Raw genomic sequence first — 16,609 nt, 5'->3', positions numbered from 1 at the left:
CCTTACCGTCCTGGTTTACCCGGCGGCATGGCCTGCCGGGTCAATTCTTCAGATCAATTGAATGGTTTCTAAACGGCTTGCAGCTTTGCCGCCAACTCGCCCAGTTGCTGCTTTTCATAAAACAGGTCGGGCATCAGTCTGGTGCCAAAGCGCTTGTTCACGCTGTCCGTCAGTTGCACCACCATGATCGAGTCCAGCCCCAGGTCATGGACCTGCGCCGATTCGCCAGTTTCCTGCGGCGCAAACCCCAGCTTGTGCTGCAACTCTTGCTGGATAAACGCGAGAATTCGCTCGCCGAGAGTGGCTTCACCATCGCCACCCTGCGTTTGCGCAATGGCACCAACAGGCTGAGTCGTTGGCTCAAACGATGGCCGTACGACCGCTGCAATACTCCCAGCCAGCCAATGGTGATCGCGGCGGATGTTCGCCAGTTCCTGCTCGCCAAGATGCAGGCTGACCCGATCAGCCTTGAGGTAAATCCGGGCCTGCTCATCCAGCACCAGCACGCTGAACGACAGCACATCAGCGTTGAGCCCGATCTGCGTCAGGATCACCGAGAAGTTGCCGACGGGCTGTTCGTAGCAACACAGCTGCTCGATATTGCGCACAATGACCCGGCCTTGCGGCAGCCCCAGCTCTTCGAGCAACAGGTAAAACGCCTTGTCGAGGGTGGTCGCCAGATAAGGCGACAACTGAACGTTGCCGGCATGGTGATTGTGCCGATTGACCGGTGGCCGGCCTTCCAGCAGCAAGCCATTGCGGCTGATCACCAGCTCGCCCTCATTGTCGAGGTAGGGCGAAAAATCGTAGCCAGCCTGGGCCAGTCGCCGGTTGACATCGGCGGTGCCCGACGCGCCATCGCCACCACGGTGCCCTGGCTGGCGGTTCAACAGCTCACTGGCGGCGTCCAGCAACGACTGCGCCAATGCCGGTTCGTTGCCGGTCAACGGGTTGATCAGGGCAAACCCCAGGTTGACCGACTGTTCGCCCTGGCGTCGCACATCGAACTCCAGCTCCAACTGCCCTTCGTCAATTTCCAGCAAGCGGTACGCAAGCCCGGTAACCGTCGCCCAGTCGGCAATAAAGTGCTCGAACGCGCAGGACACCGACAGCGTGCAACCGTCAAACCGCGACACCAGCGCCGGTATCGCCAACGCGACGTCGGCAAAGTTGAAGGCACTGATGCGTTGCCCGTCTGCGGCCTTGTAAACGTAATCGAGCAATTGCGCCTGGACGAAGTCGCTGCGAAACAGCGCGCCCGGTTGCGGCGTCGAACAGTTCTCGGTCACCAGCGGGTGCAGTTTTTTGGTGAACATCAAGGGATTGATGATCGCCGACTCGTAGCCTGGCTCGGTGTACCAGCAGCGGTTTTTTTCAAAACCGTAAACCGGCAGGCTGATGCGCTGTGGCTGCTGACCATACAGGCTGGCCCAATCGACCTGGTTATCGCCGTTCAGCCACTGGCTCAACAGCGGCGTCAACGGGCCATCCACCTCTGGTAGCTGCGCCGCATCGTTTTCCTGAAAGCGGTAGAACGTCGTGCTGTCATAACGCCCTTCGATACAGGACGTCAGCGCGTCCAGCAGCGCTGGTCGACTGTCGCAGCGAATCACCAACCGGTTGCGCAGGTTGTTTTTGCCGACCTGCAGCGTATAGGCGATCTGTGCCAACGACGCCTCGCTGCTCGCCAGCCAGTCCCTGAAACGGGTCAGGTTTTCCACCAGTACCGACAGCTTGTGCACCGAGAACACAAACGCCAGGCGGTCATCGGCAATCTGCCCGGCGCTGTCCCCTGGCTGCGGATATTCTTCGACGATCATGTGCGCGTTCATGCCACCTGCGGCAATCGAAGTCAGCCCGGCCCGTCGTGGAAACCGTTGTTTTTCTCCATTGATCAGCCGTTCCGGGCGACGCCATTCTGTCAACTGCTGCGGCACCACGAACGGTGTGTCGGCGAAGTCGATGTCCTGATTGAGCAGGCCCGAATGGATCGACGGTGCAATCTGCCCATGCTTGAGTTGCAACAGGGTCTTGGTCAACCCGGCCACGCCCGATGCAGCCAGCAGGTGGCCGATGTTCGACTTGATCGAACCGAGGTAACAGAACTGCTTGTCGTCGGTGTCGCGGTTAAAGGCGTTATTGAGCCCCAGCACCTCGATCGGGTCCCCCAGCCGCGTGCCTGAGCCATGACCTTCCACATAGGAAATCGACGATGGGTGCACCTTGGCCTGCTCCATCGCCTGACGGATCGCCAGGGTTTGCAGGTCCGGGTTGGGCACGTTGAAACCGTTGCGTTCGCCGGCATTGGTGATCGCCGAGCCCTTGATCACGCCGTAGATCTGATCGCGATCGGCAATTGCCCGGTCCAGGCGTTTGAGCAGCACCGCCCCGACCCCTTCGCCGATCACCGTGCCGTCGGCGCCAACCCCATAGCTGTTGACCGACTCGGAGGTGATCGAGGTGAAGTTGCCCTGTGACGTATTGACCACTGTATAGGGGTGGTACATCAGGTTCAGGCCGCCGGCCAGCACCATCATGGTCTCGTCGTGACGCAGCATCTGGAACGCAGTGTGAATGCAGGTCGAGGACGACGAGCACATGGTGTCGATAAACAGGCTCGGCCCGGTCAGGCCGTAGAAATAGGATACCGTCATCGGGATGGTTGCCATGCCCGAACCCGACGCAATCGAACCGCCGGACAAATTGTGCTCGAAGCCGTAGTAGTGATAGTCGTTGGTCATGGCGCCCAGCAACACGCCGACGTTGCCGCCATAACGGCTTTGCAGGGTTTCACGCGAATAACCGGCGTCTTCAAAGGTATGCACCGCCGCCTGAAGGAACAGCCGGACTTCCGGCGACATGTGATCGGCATAGACCTTGGGCATTTTGAAATAGCTGTAGTCGAACTTGTCCACGTCCTTGATGAAGGAGCCGTTGATGCAGGTGGTCTTGCCCAGCACGTCACGGTTCTTGTAGTAGAGCTTGCTGTGGTCCCAGCGCTCGGCGGGGAACTCGCTCATGCAGTCGACGCCGTTGGCGAGGTTCTGCCACAGCTGGTCCATGTTGTCCGCACCCGGGTAATAACCGCCCAGGCCGATCACGGCGACGTACTGCGCCAGATCACTGTCTTCGATCTGTGCAGGGGAGACTGGCGTGGCGGGTTGGCTGGCGGCTGCGAAACGATTGAACGCCGGTTCAATTGAAGGTGCTTGAGCGACCGAAGCACTTAGCGGCGGCTGCTCATCATCGCCGAACATCGCGGCAAACCGGTCGCGATATTTCACCGCGAAATGGTCAACCATGCCGGCAATGTTGACGTGTTCGAAGAGCAGGGTCTTGGGCAAAGAACCGAGGTGTTTTTCCAGCTCGTTGGTCACGCCCACTGCCATGATCGAATCAAAGCCATAGACTTCGAACTTCTCCGCCGGATGGATTTTCGCTGCGTCAATCTGGGTCACCTTGGCGATGATCCGGGTGACAAACGTTTCGATGTGTTTTCGCAGTTCGCTGTCGCTGAGCCTCGTCGTCCTGCCTGATTGTTGCGGCGCCGGTTTTACTGGGGTTTGCTGCTGGGCAGGCGCCGCTTGACCCATACTCGCCAGCCGCGATGATTCGCCATACACCACCCACGCCTGAGCGCTGACTGAGTTCGTCAACAGCCGCCGCAGGCTACCGAGGCCCTCTTCCAGCGGCATTGGTACGATGCCGAACTGTTCGCGCATCTGTTGCTCGATTACCGGCGCCAGGCGCATGCCGCCGTTGCGCCACAGCGGCCAGTTGATGCTCAGCGAGCGCCCCTTGCGCTTGCCATCGGCGGTGAGGTTTTGCCGGTAGTGCATGAAGGCATCCATCCAGGCATTGGCGCAGGCATAGTCCGCCTGCCCCAAATTGCCCATCGCCGCCTGGGACGAACAGCACACCAGAAAGTCCAGCGGCCGCTCGCCGATGGCCCGGTCCAGCGCCTCGACACCGGCCACTTTCGCCGCCAGCACCTGTTCAAAATCACTGGCGGACTTGTGCATGATCAGGCTGTCACGGATCACCCCCGCGCCATGGATCACCCCGTGCAGGGTGCCCTGCTCGGCGTAAATGCCGTCAATCCACTGCCCGACCGCCGTTGCGTCGCTGACGTCCAGTGGCTGGTAAAGCACGCGGGCGCCGAGCGCCTCCAGTTGCTCGAATTTCTGTTGTGCAGGCGCACTCGGCACCGAGCGGCCCGCCAGGTACAGCACCGGGTTGTGGCAACTGCTGGCGATCTGTTCCGCGAAGATCAATCCGAGGCCCCCGGCACCGCCAGTGATCGCATAGACACCGGCATCGCGAAATGGCACGGGCTCAGGGTCTTGCACCGGTTCCGCGGCCAGCTCACGCCATTGACTGCCATACAGGTTGCCGCTGGCGAAGATCCGCACCCGTTGCTGGCAGTGGAAGCGGCTCTGCTCGGCGATCACACGACTCATCGCCGCGTCGCCCATGTCGGGATCAACCGCCACCAGTCGGGCCTTCAACTCGCAATTTTCAATCATCGCGGTGCTCAGCAGCGCATCCAGCGCGCTCAGGCGCAGGTCATCCTGGCCCTGGCCGACGTACAGTTGCAGATAGTCGCCAGCCTTGGCGTCCCATTGCTGCAAGCACTTGAGCAGCGCCAGCGCCGCCGCTTGGTAAATCGCAGCACTGGTTTCGCCCGCCGCACCGGACAAAACACTGACCTGGGTGCCGAACTGCCGACGCAGCTCGGCCACCACCGCGTCGGGCAACCCCAACAGCAGCAGGTGCGGCCGGACATCAACGGGCAGCGCTTCGCCGGGACTGTCGAGGGGCTGCCAGAACGGGGTGCGGATCAAACGGCCAAGGGCTTCGCTCGGCTGCGTCGTGTCCTGTGCCTGAATCGCGTGCCGTTCAGCGCCGGTCCGGCGCGAGCTGAAGCCCTCCAGTTGCAGCAGGCATTCACCGGCGTGATTGCAGATGTGTAGATCGATCTTCTCGACCGGAGCGCCGTCTGGCATCGCGTGGCGCGTCGCGATCACTGTCAGCGGCCCGAGGCGCAGCGATTGTTCGACCGAGCCGTACAGGCGCAGGCTTTCCAGGGCAAACGGCAGTGCCGGTTCAGCAGCTTGCTGCCCGGAACCCAGTAAAGCGGCGATGTGCAGCGCGCTGTCGAGTATTCCCGGTGGCAGCAGCACGCCGTCCATCTGCGGATCGAGCGCTGCGTCGGACAATTGGCCTAGCACCCGGTCGCGTCCCATGTGGATCTGGCCGGCAGCACGGAAGCTGCTGCCGTAATGCACACCCATGGACTCGAAGTCGCAATACAACGCGTCGTGGCTGCGCTCGCCGAGGTTGCACTCAGCCGTCCATTGCGCCAGCTCAAGCACTGGTGGCGCGGGAGCGGCAACGGTTGCCAGCAGCGCGTCGCCCTGGGCATGCAGTTGCTGTGTCACGCCGTCGAGGCTGTAAATCCTGAAGGACAGGTTATCGCCGGCCTTGAGCGTCAACTCACAGAACAGCTCGGTCTCGCGCGGGTCGCCGGTAACTGCAAATGCCAGTGGCCGCAACCAGACCATGTTGCGCAGCGTGATGTGCTGCGCTGGCAGCTCGCTGGCCCTGACAATCGCTTCGCGAGCTATTTCCAGATAAGCGGTGCCCGGGAAAATCAGTTGATCGCCGATCCGGTGATCGACCAGAAACCTTTCGCGACCGCTGAAGCGGCTGACAAAACACTGACGAGCCAAGGTTGAGATATTGCGATGCAACAGCGGGTGCAGTCGCTCCACACCCTGGCCAGTATCGCGCTGTGAATGCTGATGGATTTCAGGCCAATAACGCTCGCGAGCAAACGGATAACCCGGCAGCGATACACGTGGCGGCGACGCCACAAACAGGCGCCGACCGTCGATGTCATAGCCCTGACGATAACTATCCGCCAGCCCCGACAGCAGCTCGCGGAGCTCGTTTTCATCGGCACTGAGGCTGTCGCCCAGCAACTGTTCGATATAACGGCTGACGGTTTTGCGTGGGGAAAATTCGCGCTCGACTTCACCGCCAAACAGGTTGGGCCGCTTCTCGCCGACCAGATAACGCTGCAGGCCGTAGCGCGCTTCTTCCAGATCCGCCGCCACCAAGGCCAGGCGATAACGGAAGTGATGCCGACCTTCGAGCAGCGTATGGCTGATCGACGGCAACTGCTCATCAACGTAGCCGCCCTGCTCCAGCGCCACGTTCAGTTGTGCGACTTTTTCCTGCAAGGCTTCGGCGGTCTTGGCCGATAACACCAGCAAGTAGCAAGGTCGCCGCAGCGCAGCGCCATCGTGCTGCTGGCTGTAGCTTTGCAACACCACGTGAGCGTTGGTGCCGCTCATGCCGAAGGCGCTGACCGCGCCGATGCGTTCGCGGTCGCGGCCTGCCTGCGGCCAGGCCTTGCTGGCCTTGTTGACGTAGAACGGGCTCTGTTGCCACTGGATATAGTCGTTTTCCTGCTCGCAATGCAGGCTGGCCGGAATGGTTTCGTGGCGCAGCGCCTGCAACAGGCTGATGACGCTGACCAGCCCCGAGGCGGCAAAAGTGTGGCCCAGATTGGTCTTGGTCGAGGTCAGCGCGCAATGGCCCGCCGTGTTACCCCGGAACGCATCGTTGAGGGCGTTGATTTCTACCGGGTCACCCAGCTGGGTGCCGGTGCCGTGGGTGACGATGTAGTCCACTGTCTGGGTGTCGATCCCGGCGCGGCGATAAACGTCTTCCAGCAGGCGTTGCTGCGAAACGCCGCTGGGCGCGGTGATGCCGTTGGTCTTGCCGTCGTAGTTGATGCCGCTGGCGCGCAGCACGCCGTAAATCCGGTCGCCATCGGCCTCGGCACGGGCCAGCGGCTTGAGCAGCACGCAGCACACCGCCTCGCCCGGCACCATGCCGTTGGCCCGGTGATCGAAGGTGAAACACTTGCCATCCGGCGAGAGCATCCCCGCCTGGGTCATGCCGATAAAGGCGTCTGGCGAGAAAATCAGATTGACGCCAGCGGCGATGGCCATCTCGCATTCGTGGTTACGCAGGCTCGATGCCGCCTGATGCAGCGCCACCAGTGCCGACGAGCAGGCGGTGTTGATCGCCATGGTCGGCCCGGTGAGGTTCAGAAAGTACGCTAGCCGCGACGCGAGAATGCCGTTATGGCTGGAGGTCAGACTCTCTTCGCCGGCGAGTCGCTGGAAGTCGCCCTCCTCGACGCCGACGAACATGCCGACCCGCTGCGCTGCCAGGTGACGCGGGCCGATGCCGGCGTCCTCCAAGGCGTTCCAGGACTCCTGCAACAGCAGGCGCTGCCGGGGGTCAAGATTGTTTGCCTCGCGCGGTGAAATCTCGAAGAACAGCGGATCAAATTCGTCGATCCCCGGCACGCTGCCCATCCAGATACAGCGGGTCTTGGCCGGGTTCTCCCGCGGATCGCCATAATGCTCGCGCCAGTCGTAACGCTCGGCCGGGATCTCGCCGACCATGTCGCGGCCCTCGACCAGCAATTGCCACAATTCATCGGGCGTACGGGCGCCGGGGAAGCGGCCACTGATGCCGATGATCGCGATGGCGTTGGTGTCTGGGCTTGAGGTGATCGCACTGGCCAGCCCCGGCAACGGTTCAGGTGCGCAGGTCACGGTACGCAAGTAGCAGGCCTCTACCGCCTGCCGGTGCTGTTCCAGCAAATGCGCGGCGAGTTTTGCCAAAGTCGAATGGCTGAAAAATACTTCCGGGGTCAACTTCAGGGCAAAGTGCCGGCTCAGCAGCCCGGCATACTCCGCCAGGCTGATGGAGTCGAAACCGAAATCGGCCAGATTGGTGTCTTCGCCGAGCGTCTGCCGTTCGGCATTCAGCGGCCGGCTCGCCAGTTCCCGCAAGTCCCATAACAGCGACTGCGCAAGGCTCAACCCTTTGAGTTCGGGACGGCGGTGCGCCGGGTTGCGTGCGGGGGCTGCCGGCGGTGTTTCAGCCCTGGTTTTTTGCGCCGGTTCGTTGATCCCGGCTACCAGCTGTTGCAACCGCGCCGGTTGCCCGGCCAACACCAATACCTGCTCGACGTCACTGCTGACGATCCGGCGCAGCAATGTCAGGCCTTCGGCGCTTTCCAGCATCCGCTGGCCGCTGGACTTGAGGTAGAACTCGGTCGACTCGCGCTCGCCCACCGCCATGCCGCCGTCACGCCACAGCGGCCAGTTGATCGCCACGACCCGCCGTGCGCGCCCGGTCTGGACGTAACGCGCATAGGTCTGTTGGAAACGGTTGGCCATCGCGTAGCTGCACGCCCCCATATCCCCCAGCAATGCCGAGCTTGAGGAGAAATGGCAGATCAACGCCAGCGGTTGCGCCGCCAGCACGTCGTCCAGCACCTGTGTGGCCTTGATCTTGGCGTTGAGCACTGCATCGAAATCCGCAGGTGAACTGGCAAATACACTGCCATTGGCCTTGAGGCCGGCGGCATGAATCAGGCCGTCGATCGGCCCGCTCTGCGCCAGCACCTCAACCAGTGCAGCCGTCAGTGCCAGACGATCTGCGCAATCGGCCTGCACATGGAATACCCTGCAGCATTCATGGCTCAGCGCATCGATTCGCGCCTGTGTGGCCGCCGACAATGGCGAGCGACTATTGAGTAGCAGATTCAGTTGACCGCTGCCGCGTTGCCTGGCCTGGTTCGACAGTTCGCCCGCCAGCAGCAAGCCCAGTTCGCCGAGTCCGCCAGTGATCAGCAGGGTATTAAGTTGATCCAGAGCCAGCGGCTCGACGGCGGGCTCGGCGAGGGTCGGCGTCAAGACCGGCCGCAGGGTCAGCGTGTCCTGATACAACCTGCTGCCCGCCGGTTTGCCGCTGAGTTGCAGCCACACGCGGCGCAGCCAGCGGTTGTCGTCGGCGTCACGGTGAGGCAAATCAATGGCCACCTCGACGGGGCAATCCATCACCGCGCCAAGGGAGCGTTCGATGCCTATCCAGGACTCAAGGTGGCATCGTTCAAGCGCATCGTCAGCCCGGCCAGCCAGCAGCAAGCGTTCGATAGGCGTCGTGGTGGCAGCCATGGCCTTAAGCAAGGCAACTATCGGGCTGCTGTCGCGAATCCAGCGTCGATCATCCATGCCCCACAAATACACAATCCGGGTTGCGCCGTGGGTCGACAGCGCCTGTTGCAGTCCTTCCTGCAACTGTTGCAGGTCGTGCGCCGCTACGCGGTAATGGCCATCCTCATCGCGACCATTTGCGTCACCGGCAGCGATAAAGAGCAGCTCGGTGTGCGGGCTCAGGTCGCGGATTTCACGGGCCAGTTGCTGGCGTAGCCGAGGTTCAGCCAACAGGCAGATCACCCGCTTTATCCCGCTCCCTCCAACCGGCTCCTCGACCGAAAGCCATTGTTCGGTGTAAGTGAGCAACGTGCTGTCGGCGGCCGCTGCCGCGGCGGTTGGCATCGGCGCTTCCAACCAGTGGCGTTCCCTGGCAAAGGCGTAACCCGGCAGGCTGATTCGTGCGGGATGCCGCCCCGCGCCATAGAGACGCGACCAGTCGATATTGTCCTCGTTGTCAGCACCCGCAAGCCACAGCGCTGCCAGCTGCCGCAGGTCAGCACCGGCCAGGGCCTGTTCGGCGCTCATGACCGGTGCAGCAAAATCGATATCGCGCTCGCCAGCGATCCAGGCTTGCAGCCGGTGTTGCAACTGCTCAAGGCTGTCGACCATGAAAGTCGCCCGCGCCGCCATCGCCTCTCGCCCGGTTTGGAGGGTGTACGCCAGTGCAGCGAGGTCCGGCGTGTGCTGCTCCAGGTGTTCCAGTAACCGCACCACCTGCTCTCGCAGGCGTTGTTCATTGCGTGCGGACAACGGCACCAGCACCTGCTGGCCCTGATGCGTGGCGAACTGGCGTTGCTCGCGATACTCCTCCAGCACCGCATGGGCGTTGGTGCCGGAAAAGCCGAAGGAGCTGATCCCGGCCCGCCGTGGTGTGCCTTGCTCCGGCCAGTCGCGGCCCTCGGTGTCGATCAGCAGCGGCGAGTCTTCGAGTTTGATATGAGCGTTCTGCTCTTTGAAATGCCCCAGCGCCGGCAGTTTCCGGTGCTTCATCTGCTGCAGCACTTTGAGCACCCCGGCGATGCCGGCTGCGCCCTCGGTATGGCCGATGTTGGCCTTGACCGAGCCGATATGGCAGAAACCCCGATCGTCGGTATATCGCGCAAAGGCGCGTTTGAGTGCATTGATCTCGATCGGATCGCCGAGTCGGGTGCCGGTGCCGTGGGCCTCTATGTAGCTCAGGGTGCGCGGATCGATCCCGGCGTTCTGCCAGGCATGCACGATCACGTTTTCCTCTCCCGCCACGCTCGGCGCCGTCAGCGAAGGTGTGTAACCGCCATGCAGCGCCGCCGAACCCTTGATCACGCCGTGGATCGGGTCGCCATCGGCCAGCGCCTGTGACAACGGTTTGAGCAACAGCGTGGCGACGCATTCACCCGGCACATAGCCGTCGGCGCGGGCGTCAAAGGTGTGGCAACGCCCCGTCGGCGACAGCGCGCGGATCGCCGAAAAATAGCGGTAGTGCCAGGACGACAGCAACAAGTTGCTACCACCGACAAAGGCCATCGCGCACTCGCCGTTGCGCAACGCCACGCAGGCGGCATGCAACGCAACCAGCGACGAGGAGCAGGCGGTGTTGAACATCAGGCTAGGGCCTTTGAAGTCGAACCAGAACGAAATCCGGTTGGCCGCGATGGTGCCGCTGCCGGTGGCGATGTACGGGTCCATTGGCAGGCCAAGTTCGCTTATCTTGTCGACGTACTCGTTGAAACAGGAACCGATGAACACGCCGGTATTGCTGCCGCGCAAGCGCTGGATCACCCCGGCATTCTCGGCGCTGGTGTAGGCGCTCTGCAGCAGCAGCCGCACTTGTGGGTCCATCCACTGGGCTTCGCGGCGGGACATGTTGAAAAAGCCGGCGTCGAACTTGTCGACGTCGTCGATGAAACTGCCCCAGCGGGAATAGGTTTTGTCTTTGGCGTCGGGATCGGCATCGAACCACGGAGAAATGTCCCAGTGATCCGCCGGCACTGGCTTGATCAGTTCGAGGTCCTGCCAGAGGTTGCGCCAGAACTGATCCAGATCGCCGGCCTCGCCGAACTGCCCGTGCATTCCGATGATTGCAATATCGGTCTGAGGATTGCTACTGCTGTGCGCAGTGGCGGCGGGTTCAGTCACCGGGATAATCCCGGTCGTCATGCCCTGCTCGCCCAGCAATGGGGTGAACGCCGTGCGGTGCTCCTGCCAGAGAAACATCGCCAGCTCGGCGATGCTCGGGTATTCAAAAAACACCGTGGGTTCCAGTTCGATCTGCGCCGCGCTGGCGATACGTTGCGCCAGATTGACCAGTTGCATGGACTCAAGTCCCAAGTCCATCAGGTTGCGCTGGCGTTGTTTTTTTCCAATCTGGCTGGCGCCGATGGCGTGCAACTGGGTCAGCAGATAGTCTTCGACCGCTACGCTGCTGCCGACAATCTCAACCGCGCGCGGCTCAGCCTGATCAACCAGATTGGCACCGCGCAGCCGCTTCAACGAGCAGCCATTGAACTGAGCAATCAATGCGCCGTCGTCGCCGTACAGCTCGGCATCAAACAACACCAGTTCGCCGGAGTTCTTCACCAGACGGGCGTGGATCCAGCCGGTTGCCGGTGCCTGGCGCCGATGAAACGTCAGGGACTTGATTCCTAGGGGAATGTAATGGCTGGCGAGCTGCTCCCCGGCCAGCAGAGGAATGATTGTCAGAAAAGCGCTGTTGATCAGCAATGGATGCAGGCCGTAGTGGCGCGCATCGCTCAGCTCCACCCGCGACAGCGCCTGACAGCCGTCCGGCTGCTGGTAGAGCGCTTGCAGGGTGCGATAGCTCTCGCCAATGTGGATGTGCTCGCTGATCTGGTAGATCGAAGCCAATTCCACCGCCGTCATACCGGTCATGAGTTCAGCAGGCAACACTTGCTGGCGTTCAACAGCGACCGCCGACAGTTCGCCACTGGCCACCACTTGCCAGGGCGCCAGCGGCGTACGGCGGCACACGGCCTCGAACCCGGGCTGGCTGGCACGGATCGCCACTTCAAGCTGCTCGCCCTCGACCAGCGCAATGGGTGCGGCAAACGTCAGTTTTTTCAGTTGCAGCGCTTCACCCTCGGAGAGCTGACCCAGACCGTGCTCCAGCGCCAGGCTGGCATAAGTCAGCCCCAACAGGATCTGCTGGTGATTGAACTGGTGATCGCGCAGGCACGGCTCATCGTAGCGATAGACAGCGGCGGCGATCAGGTCGGCGCTGGCCGGTGGTGCCTCGATCAGTCGCGGCACCGGGTCGTGGCGAGCGCCGGCTCTGAGCTTCTCGAATTCCAGCGCCGCTTGTTCGACGCTGATTTCCTGCCGTTGGATTTTGCCGTGCAGAACCCTGATTTTACTGTCCACTGCTCTCTCCAATCCCTGGTTCTGATAGTGCCTGCAATACCGCAAATACGATGTGCGCCCTGCCCGATCAGGCGCCGCTGAGGTCGAGGAACGCTTTGTTCGAGGGACGTAAAAATGGCAAGTAGGCCGGCGGCGGCATCTTGCCCACCAGACGCGGCACAATGCCCTTGGGCCCCAGCTCCCGGGCCAGCATCGCGATAAACAGAGTGATCTCCAGCGCGGCGACATGCCGCCCGAGGCACGCGTGGGGACCGCCGCCAAACTGGCAGGTTTCCACCTGGTTCAGCGCACGGTCCAGACCCAGCCAGCGTTCCGGCTGCCAGCTGTCGGGATCCGGGTAGCGCTCGGGGTTGCGCGAAACATGCAGCAGGCTGACCCCGGCCATCACCCCGGCCGGAATCGTGCGCCCCATCAATTCGAACTCGGTGTGTACCTTGCGCATTTCAAAAGGCGCCGGTGGATAGAGGCGCATGGTTTCGCGGAATATCCCCTCGGCCAGTGGTACCTGTTTGACCAGTTCCTCGTGGGTAAAGGGCATGCTGTCGAGCCCCGCGACCTGCTCGCACAACTGCTGCCAGATTTCCTGATGCTGCGACAGCATCAACGCCGACCAGGCCATCACGGCGGCGGTGGTTTCCGAACCGGCAAAGCCAAGGCCGAGGATGTTATGCACCAACTCGACCTCGGACATGCCGTTGCCGTGGTCATCACGGCCGAAGATCATCGCGCCCACCAGGCTGTCGTGGTCATTGTTGGCCCGTGTGGTGGCGACAATCTGCGCCACCCGCTGTTCCAGCCAGCCCCGCGCCTTTCGACAGCGCCACGCCGGAAACCCGGGCAAGTTGACCTTCAGTGGAATCATGCCCAGGAAAAACTCTTCGTACTGGTGACGCCACAACTCCAGCTCGTGCGTCTCAATGCCCAGAATGCGGAACACTACTTCCAGGGCGATGTCCTTGGTCTGCGGAAATATCGCCAGTTTGCTTTCGCGGCTCCAGTGCTTGAGGCGTTGATCGATGGTTTCCACGATGAACTGGCCCACCTGCGCGCGGGTCAGCCCCTTGGGGGTAAACGCATCGGTGCTGGCCCGCCGTGCATTGCGATGGCGCGGGCCGTCAAACGCGTTCATGGCCTCTCCGGTAATCACCGGCATCTGTTCGCGCAGGAACGAATTGTCGGTGTACTTGTTCTGCAGGATCTCCAGGCCTGCCTCGTCCATGATTTGCAGCACCGGCAGCTGGGTGCCGAAATAAGTCCAGAAGATCGGCCCGCACGCCGCCTCGGCCTGACGCAGCTCACCGAGCGCGTCCTTGCCGATCTTGTGCACATGACCGAGCAAGGGAATTTTGCCGGGCATGACCGGGAAACCGTCTTTCATCTTCACGTTGCCGGCAACCGGATGAGCGAGCCTGGCCGCTTGCTGGCCGACAACTGCATCACTTTGCGCGGGTACGGTAGTGTCTTGAATCTGGCTCATAACGTTCCCTGTTCATTGGTTGAGGTGGTGAGCAGTCGTTCAAATTGCGCGGCGTCCAGTTCGCCGCTGCTGATGCGCCGATACAGTTCACTGGAAAACAACGCGGGTGGCGCTGTGCCAGACTGCGGCGGCGCCAGTGGATGCTCAAACTCATAACCGGGCAGCGCCATTCGATTGCCGCCGCTCGGGTACAGCGCCGGGATATCCAGCCCGGCACCGCGACTCCAGGCTTCGCCCCTTTGCATCAGTGACCCCGACGCGGTCCCAGGCTCGCCCTCTTCAATGCCATCAACCGGTGATAGCCAACAGCCCGTATCCGGTGTGCCCGCCAGCAATAATTGCAACCGTGTCCGCAGTTGCTGGCTGTTATCGACCACCAGCGCGGCGCGATGGGCCAGACGGTGCTCACGCAGGGCTAAACTGTAGGCCAGATCTGACAGATCGAAAGTCGAATCCGCAACGATTAATGTCTGGAGACTTTTCAGATAGGCCAATAGGCTGCCCCGGCTGGCCGCGGCGACAATCAACAGCTGCTCGCCGCCCGTCCTTGTGAACGACGGTCGAACATCCTGATATTCCTCGACCACCAGACTGGCGTAGGTGCCGCCGGCCCCAAAGGAATTGATCAGGCAACGGCGCGGCTGGCCGCTGCCATCAGCCACCCAGGGCGAGGCCCGCTGTTGCAGGTAAAAGGCGCTGCCCTCGAGGCGAATATGCGAGTTCAGCGGCTCGGCATTGATCGAAGGCGCCAACTGCCGGTGTTGCAGTTGCAGCAGCACTTTGGTCAGTTGGGAAATCCCCGATGCCGCCTCTAGGTGACCGATATTCGACTTTACCGTGCCCAGCGCGCAGGTGCCGGGCGGCAGTTCGCCGAAGACCTTTTTCAACGCCGCCACTTCAATCGGGTCACCCAGCTCCGAGCCGTTGGCCGCCGCTTCAACGTAGTTGATTTGCGCGGGTTGCAGGCCGGCGCGCTTGATGGTCTCGGCGATCAAGCGGGTCTGCTGGCGGGTGTTGGGCGCCGAGTACATCAGTTTGCCGCCGCCATGGTTGAGGCCGGTGCTCTTGATCACCCCGTAAATCCGGTCGCCATCGGCCACCGCAGCCGCCAATGGTTTGAGCAGCACGGCGCCGGCGCCTTCACCCGGCAGCATGCCGTCGCTCTGGCCGAAGCCGCGACTCAGGTCCGAACTGCCGAGGAAGTTGGCCAGCTCGAGGGTCTGGTATCTGGACGGATCGAGGATCAGGTTGACGCCACCGGCCATCGCCATCGCACAGTCGCCCTGCAAAATGCTCTGGCAGGCCAGGTGGATCGCCGACATCGAACTGGCGCACGCCGTGTTGACCGCCAGGCTCGGGCCCTTGAGATCGAAGTAGTGGGAAATCCGGTTGGGGATCTGCCAGTCGGTGACATTGGCCTTGATCGCCGCGTGCGCAGGACTGCTTGCGCGCAACGGCGACTGGTTGTACATCGAACCGATAAACACCCCGACCGCCGCCGTATCGCCCTGCTGAAACCGGGCCAGCGCATCGCTGTTGTAACCGGCGCTTTCGAAGGTCAGCCAGGCCACTTCCAGCATCTGCCGCAACTCTGGCGAAAAGTGCTGCGCCTCGGTATCGGAAATCCCGAACAGGCCGTGATCAAAGGCCTCAACCTGTTCCAGGAAGCCGCCGTAGTAGCACTCATCTGCGTTCAAGGCCGTTGACCAACGTCGACCATCGGCCTCGCTGACACAGTTACGACCATTGCGCAGGTTGTCCCAGAAGCTGTCCAGATCAGCCGCCATCGGGTAGCGGCCATTGACCCCGATAATTGCAATGTCGCGGTTTGTTGCCGGCGCTTCAACGCTGTTTGACTGCGGCGGCGCGGGCCTGACCGGGGTGTGACGACCGACCGCGAGCGGCGCAACGGGCTGCGCTGCCACCGGGCGTTCAACCTGCCGGACCGGCGCAAAATAGCTGACCAGCGCGGGACGATGTTCGGTCAGCAGGTAATTCGTCAGCTGATTGATGGTGTTGTGTTCGAACAGAATGGTGCGCGACAGCTCGCCGGTGCGTTTCTCGAGCGCCTGAATCAGGCTGATCTGCAAGATGGAATCGATGCCGTAGCGATCAAACGCGGTGTCGCGCTGCAAACGCTCGGGCGCCATGTTCACCAGCTTCGACAGCACCTCGGTGATCAGTTGCCGACATTGCCCCGCCAACACTTCTTCATCGACATCTGCTGTCGGGACAGGACCTGGCGCCTGCGGCTCGGCGACCGCCACGACAACGGCGGCCCGCGCGGGCAGGCACACCACGCCATCGCTGGCGGCGACGATGATCTGCTGGCCCAACGGATGACTTGCCGAAGCCGGAAAGGCAATGTCGTCAAAGCCCTGCGCCTGCAACAGTTGTTGCCAGCGCTCGGGATACAGGCCGGGGCAACCGGGGATGCGCAGCGCCGTGTCGTTGTGCAGCCACCAGCCTTCGAGCAGGCCAAAGGTCAGGTGGGTGAACATCGAACGGTCGCTGATTTCATTGAGCAACAGCAGACCACCCTGACGCAGCGCGGTTTTGGCGTTTTGCAGCGTGCGCCGCAGATCGGGCGTTGCGTGCAGCACGTTGGTGGCGATCACCAGGTCATAGTGTTGCAGGCTGATGCCTTGCTCGGCGCAGGGTTGGCCGACATCGAAAATCGCCGTGC

The 16,609-nt window shown here is 62.1% G+C and carries 3 protein-coding genes (1 of these 3 running past the window's edge); all 3 read right to left on the bottom strand.

Annotation, left to right across the window (positions count from 1 at the left end; all coding sequences use genetic code 11):
• Window positions 1-68: 68 nt before the first annotated feature.
• Window positions 69-12,446 carry an SDR family NAD(P)-dependent oxidoreductase gene (locus tag LOY38_RS12685; protein ID WP_258700303.1) on the bottom strand — a complete coding sequence of 4,126 codons (12,378 nt, stop codon included), beginning with the start codon at window positions 12,444-12,446 and terminating at the stop codon, window positions 69-71.
• Window positions 12,447-12,513: 67 nt separating this feature from the next.
• The gene (locus LOY38_RS12680) at window positions 12,514-13,923 is read right to left on the bottom strand and encodes a cytochrome P450 (protein WP_258700302.1); all 1,410 of its coding nucleotides are present in this window, start codon (window positions 13,921-13,923) and stop codon (window positions 12,514-12,516) included.
• Window positions 13,920-16,609 carry the final stretch of an SDR family NAD(P)-dependent oxidoreductase gene (locus LOY38_RS12675; protein WP_258700301.1) on the bottom strand. It continues 9,397 nt past the right edge of the window, so only the last 2,690 of its 12,087 coding nucleotides appear in the window; its start codon lies beyond the right edge, outside the window — the gene reads right to left on this strand; it ends in the stop codon at window positions 13,920-13,922. Before LOY38_RS12675 ends, LOY38_RS12680 begins: the two co-directional genes overlap by 4 nt.

Origin of the sequence: Pseudomonas sp. B21-015 (assembly GCF_024749285.1) — a bacterium.
In the GTDB taxonomy this organism is placed as follows: domain Bacteria; phylum Pseudomonadota; class Gammaproteobacteria; order Pseudomonadales; family Pseudomonadaceae; genus Aquipseudomonas.
The sequence above is the reverse complement of the archived record's forward strand: the minus strand, read 5'-3'. Positions and strand labels throughout refer to the sequence as shown.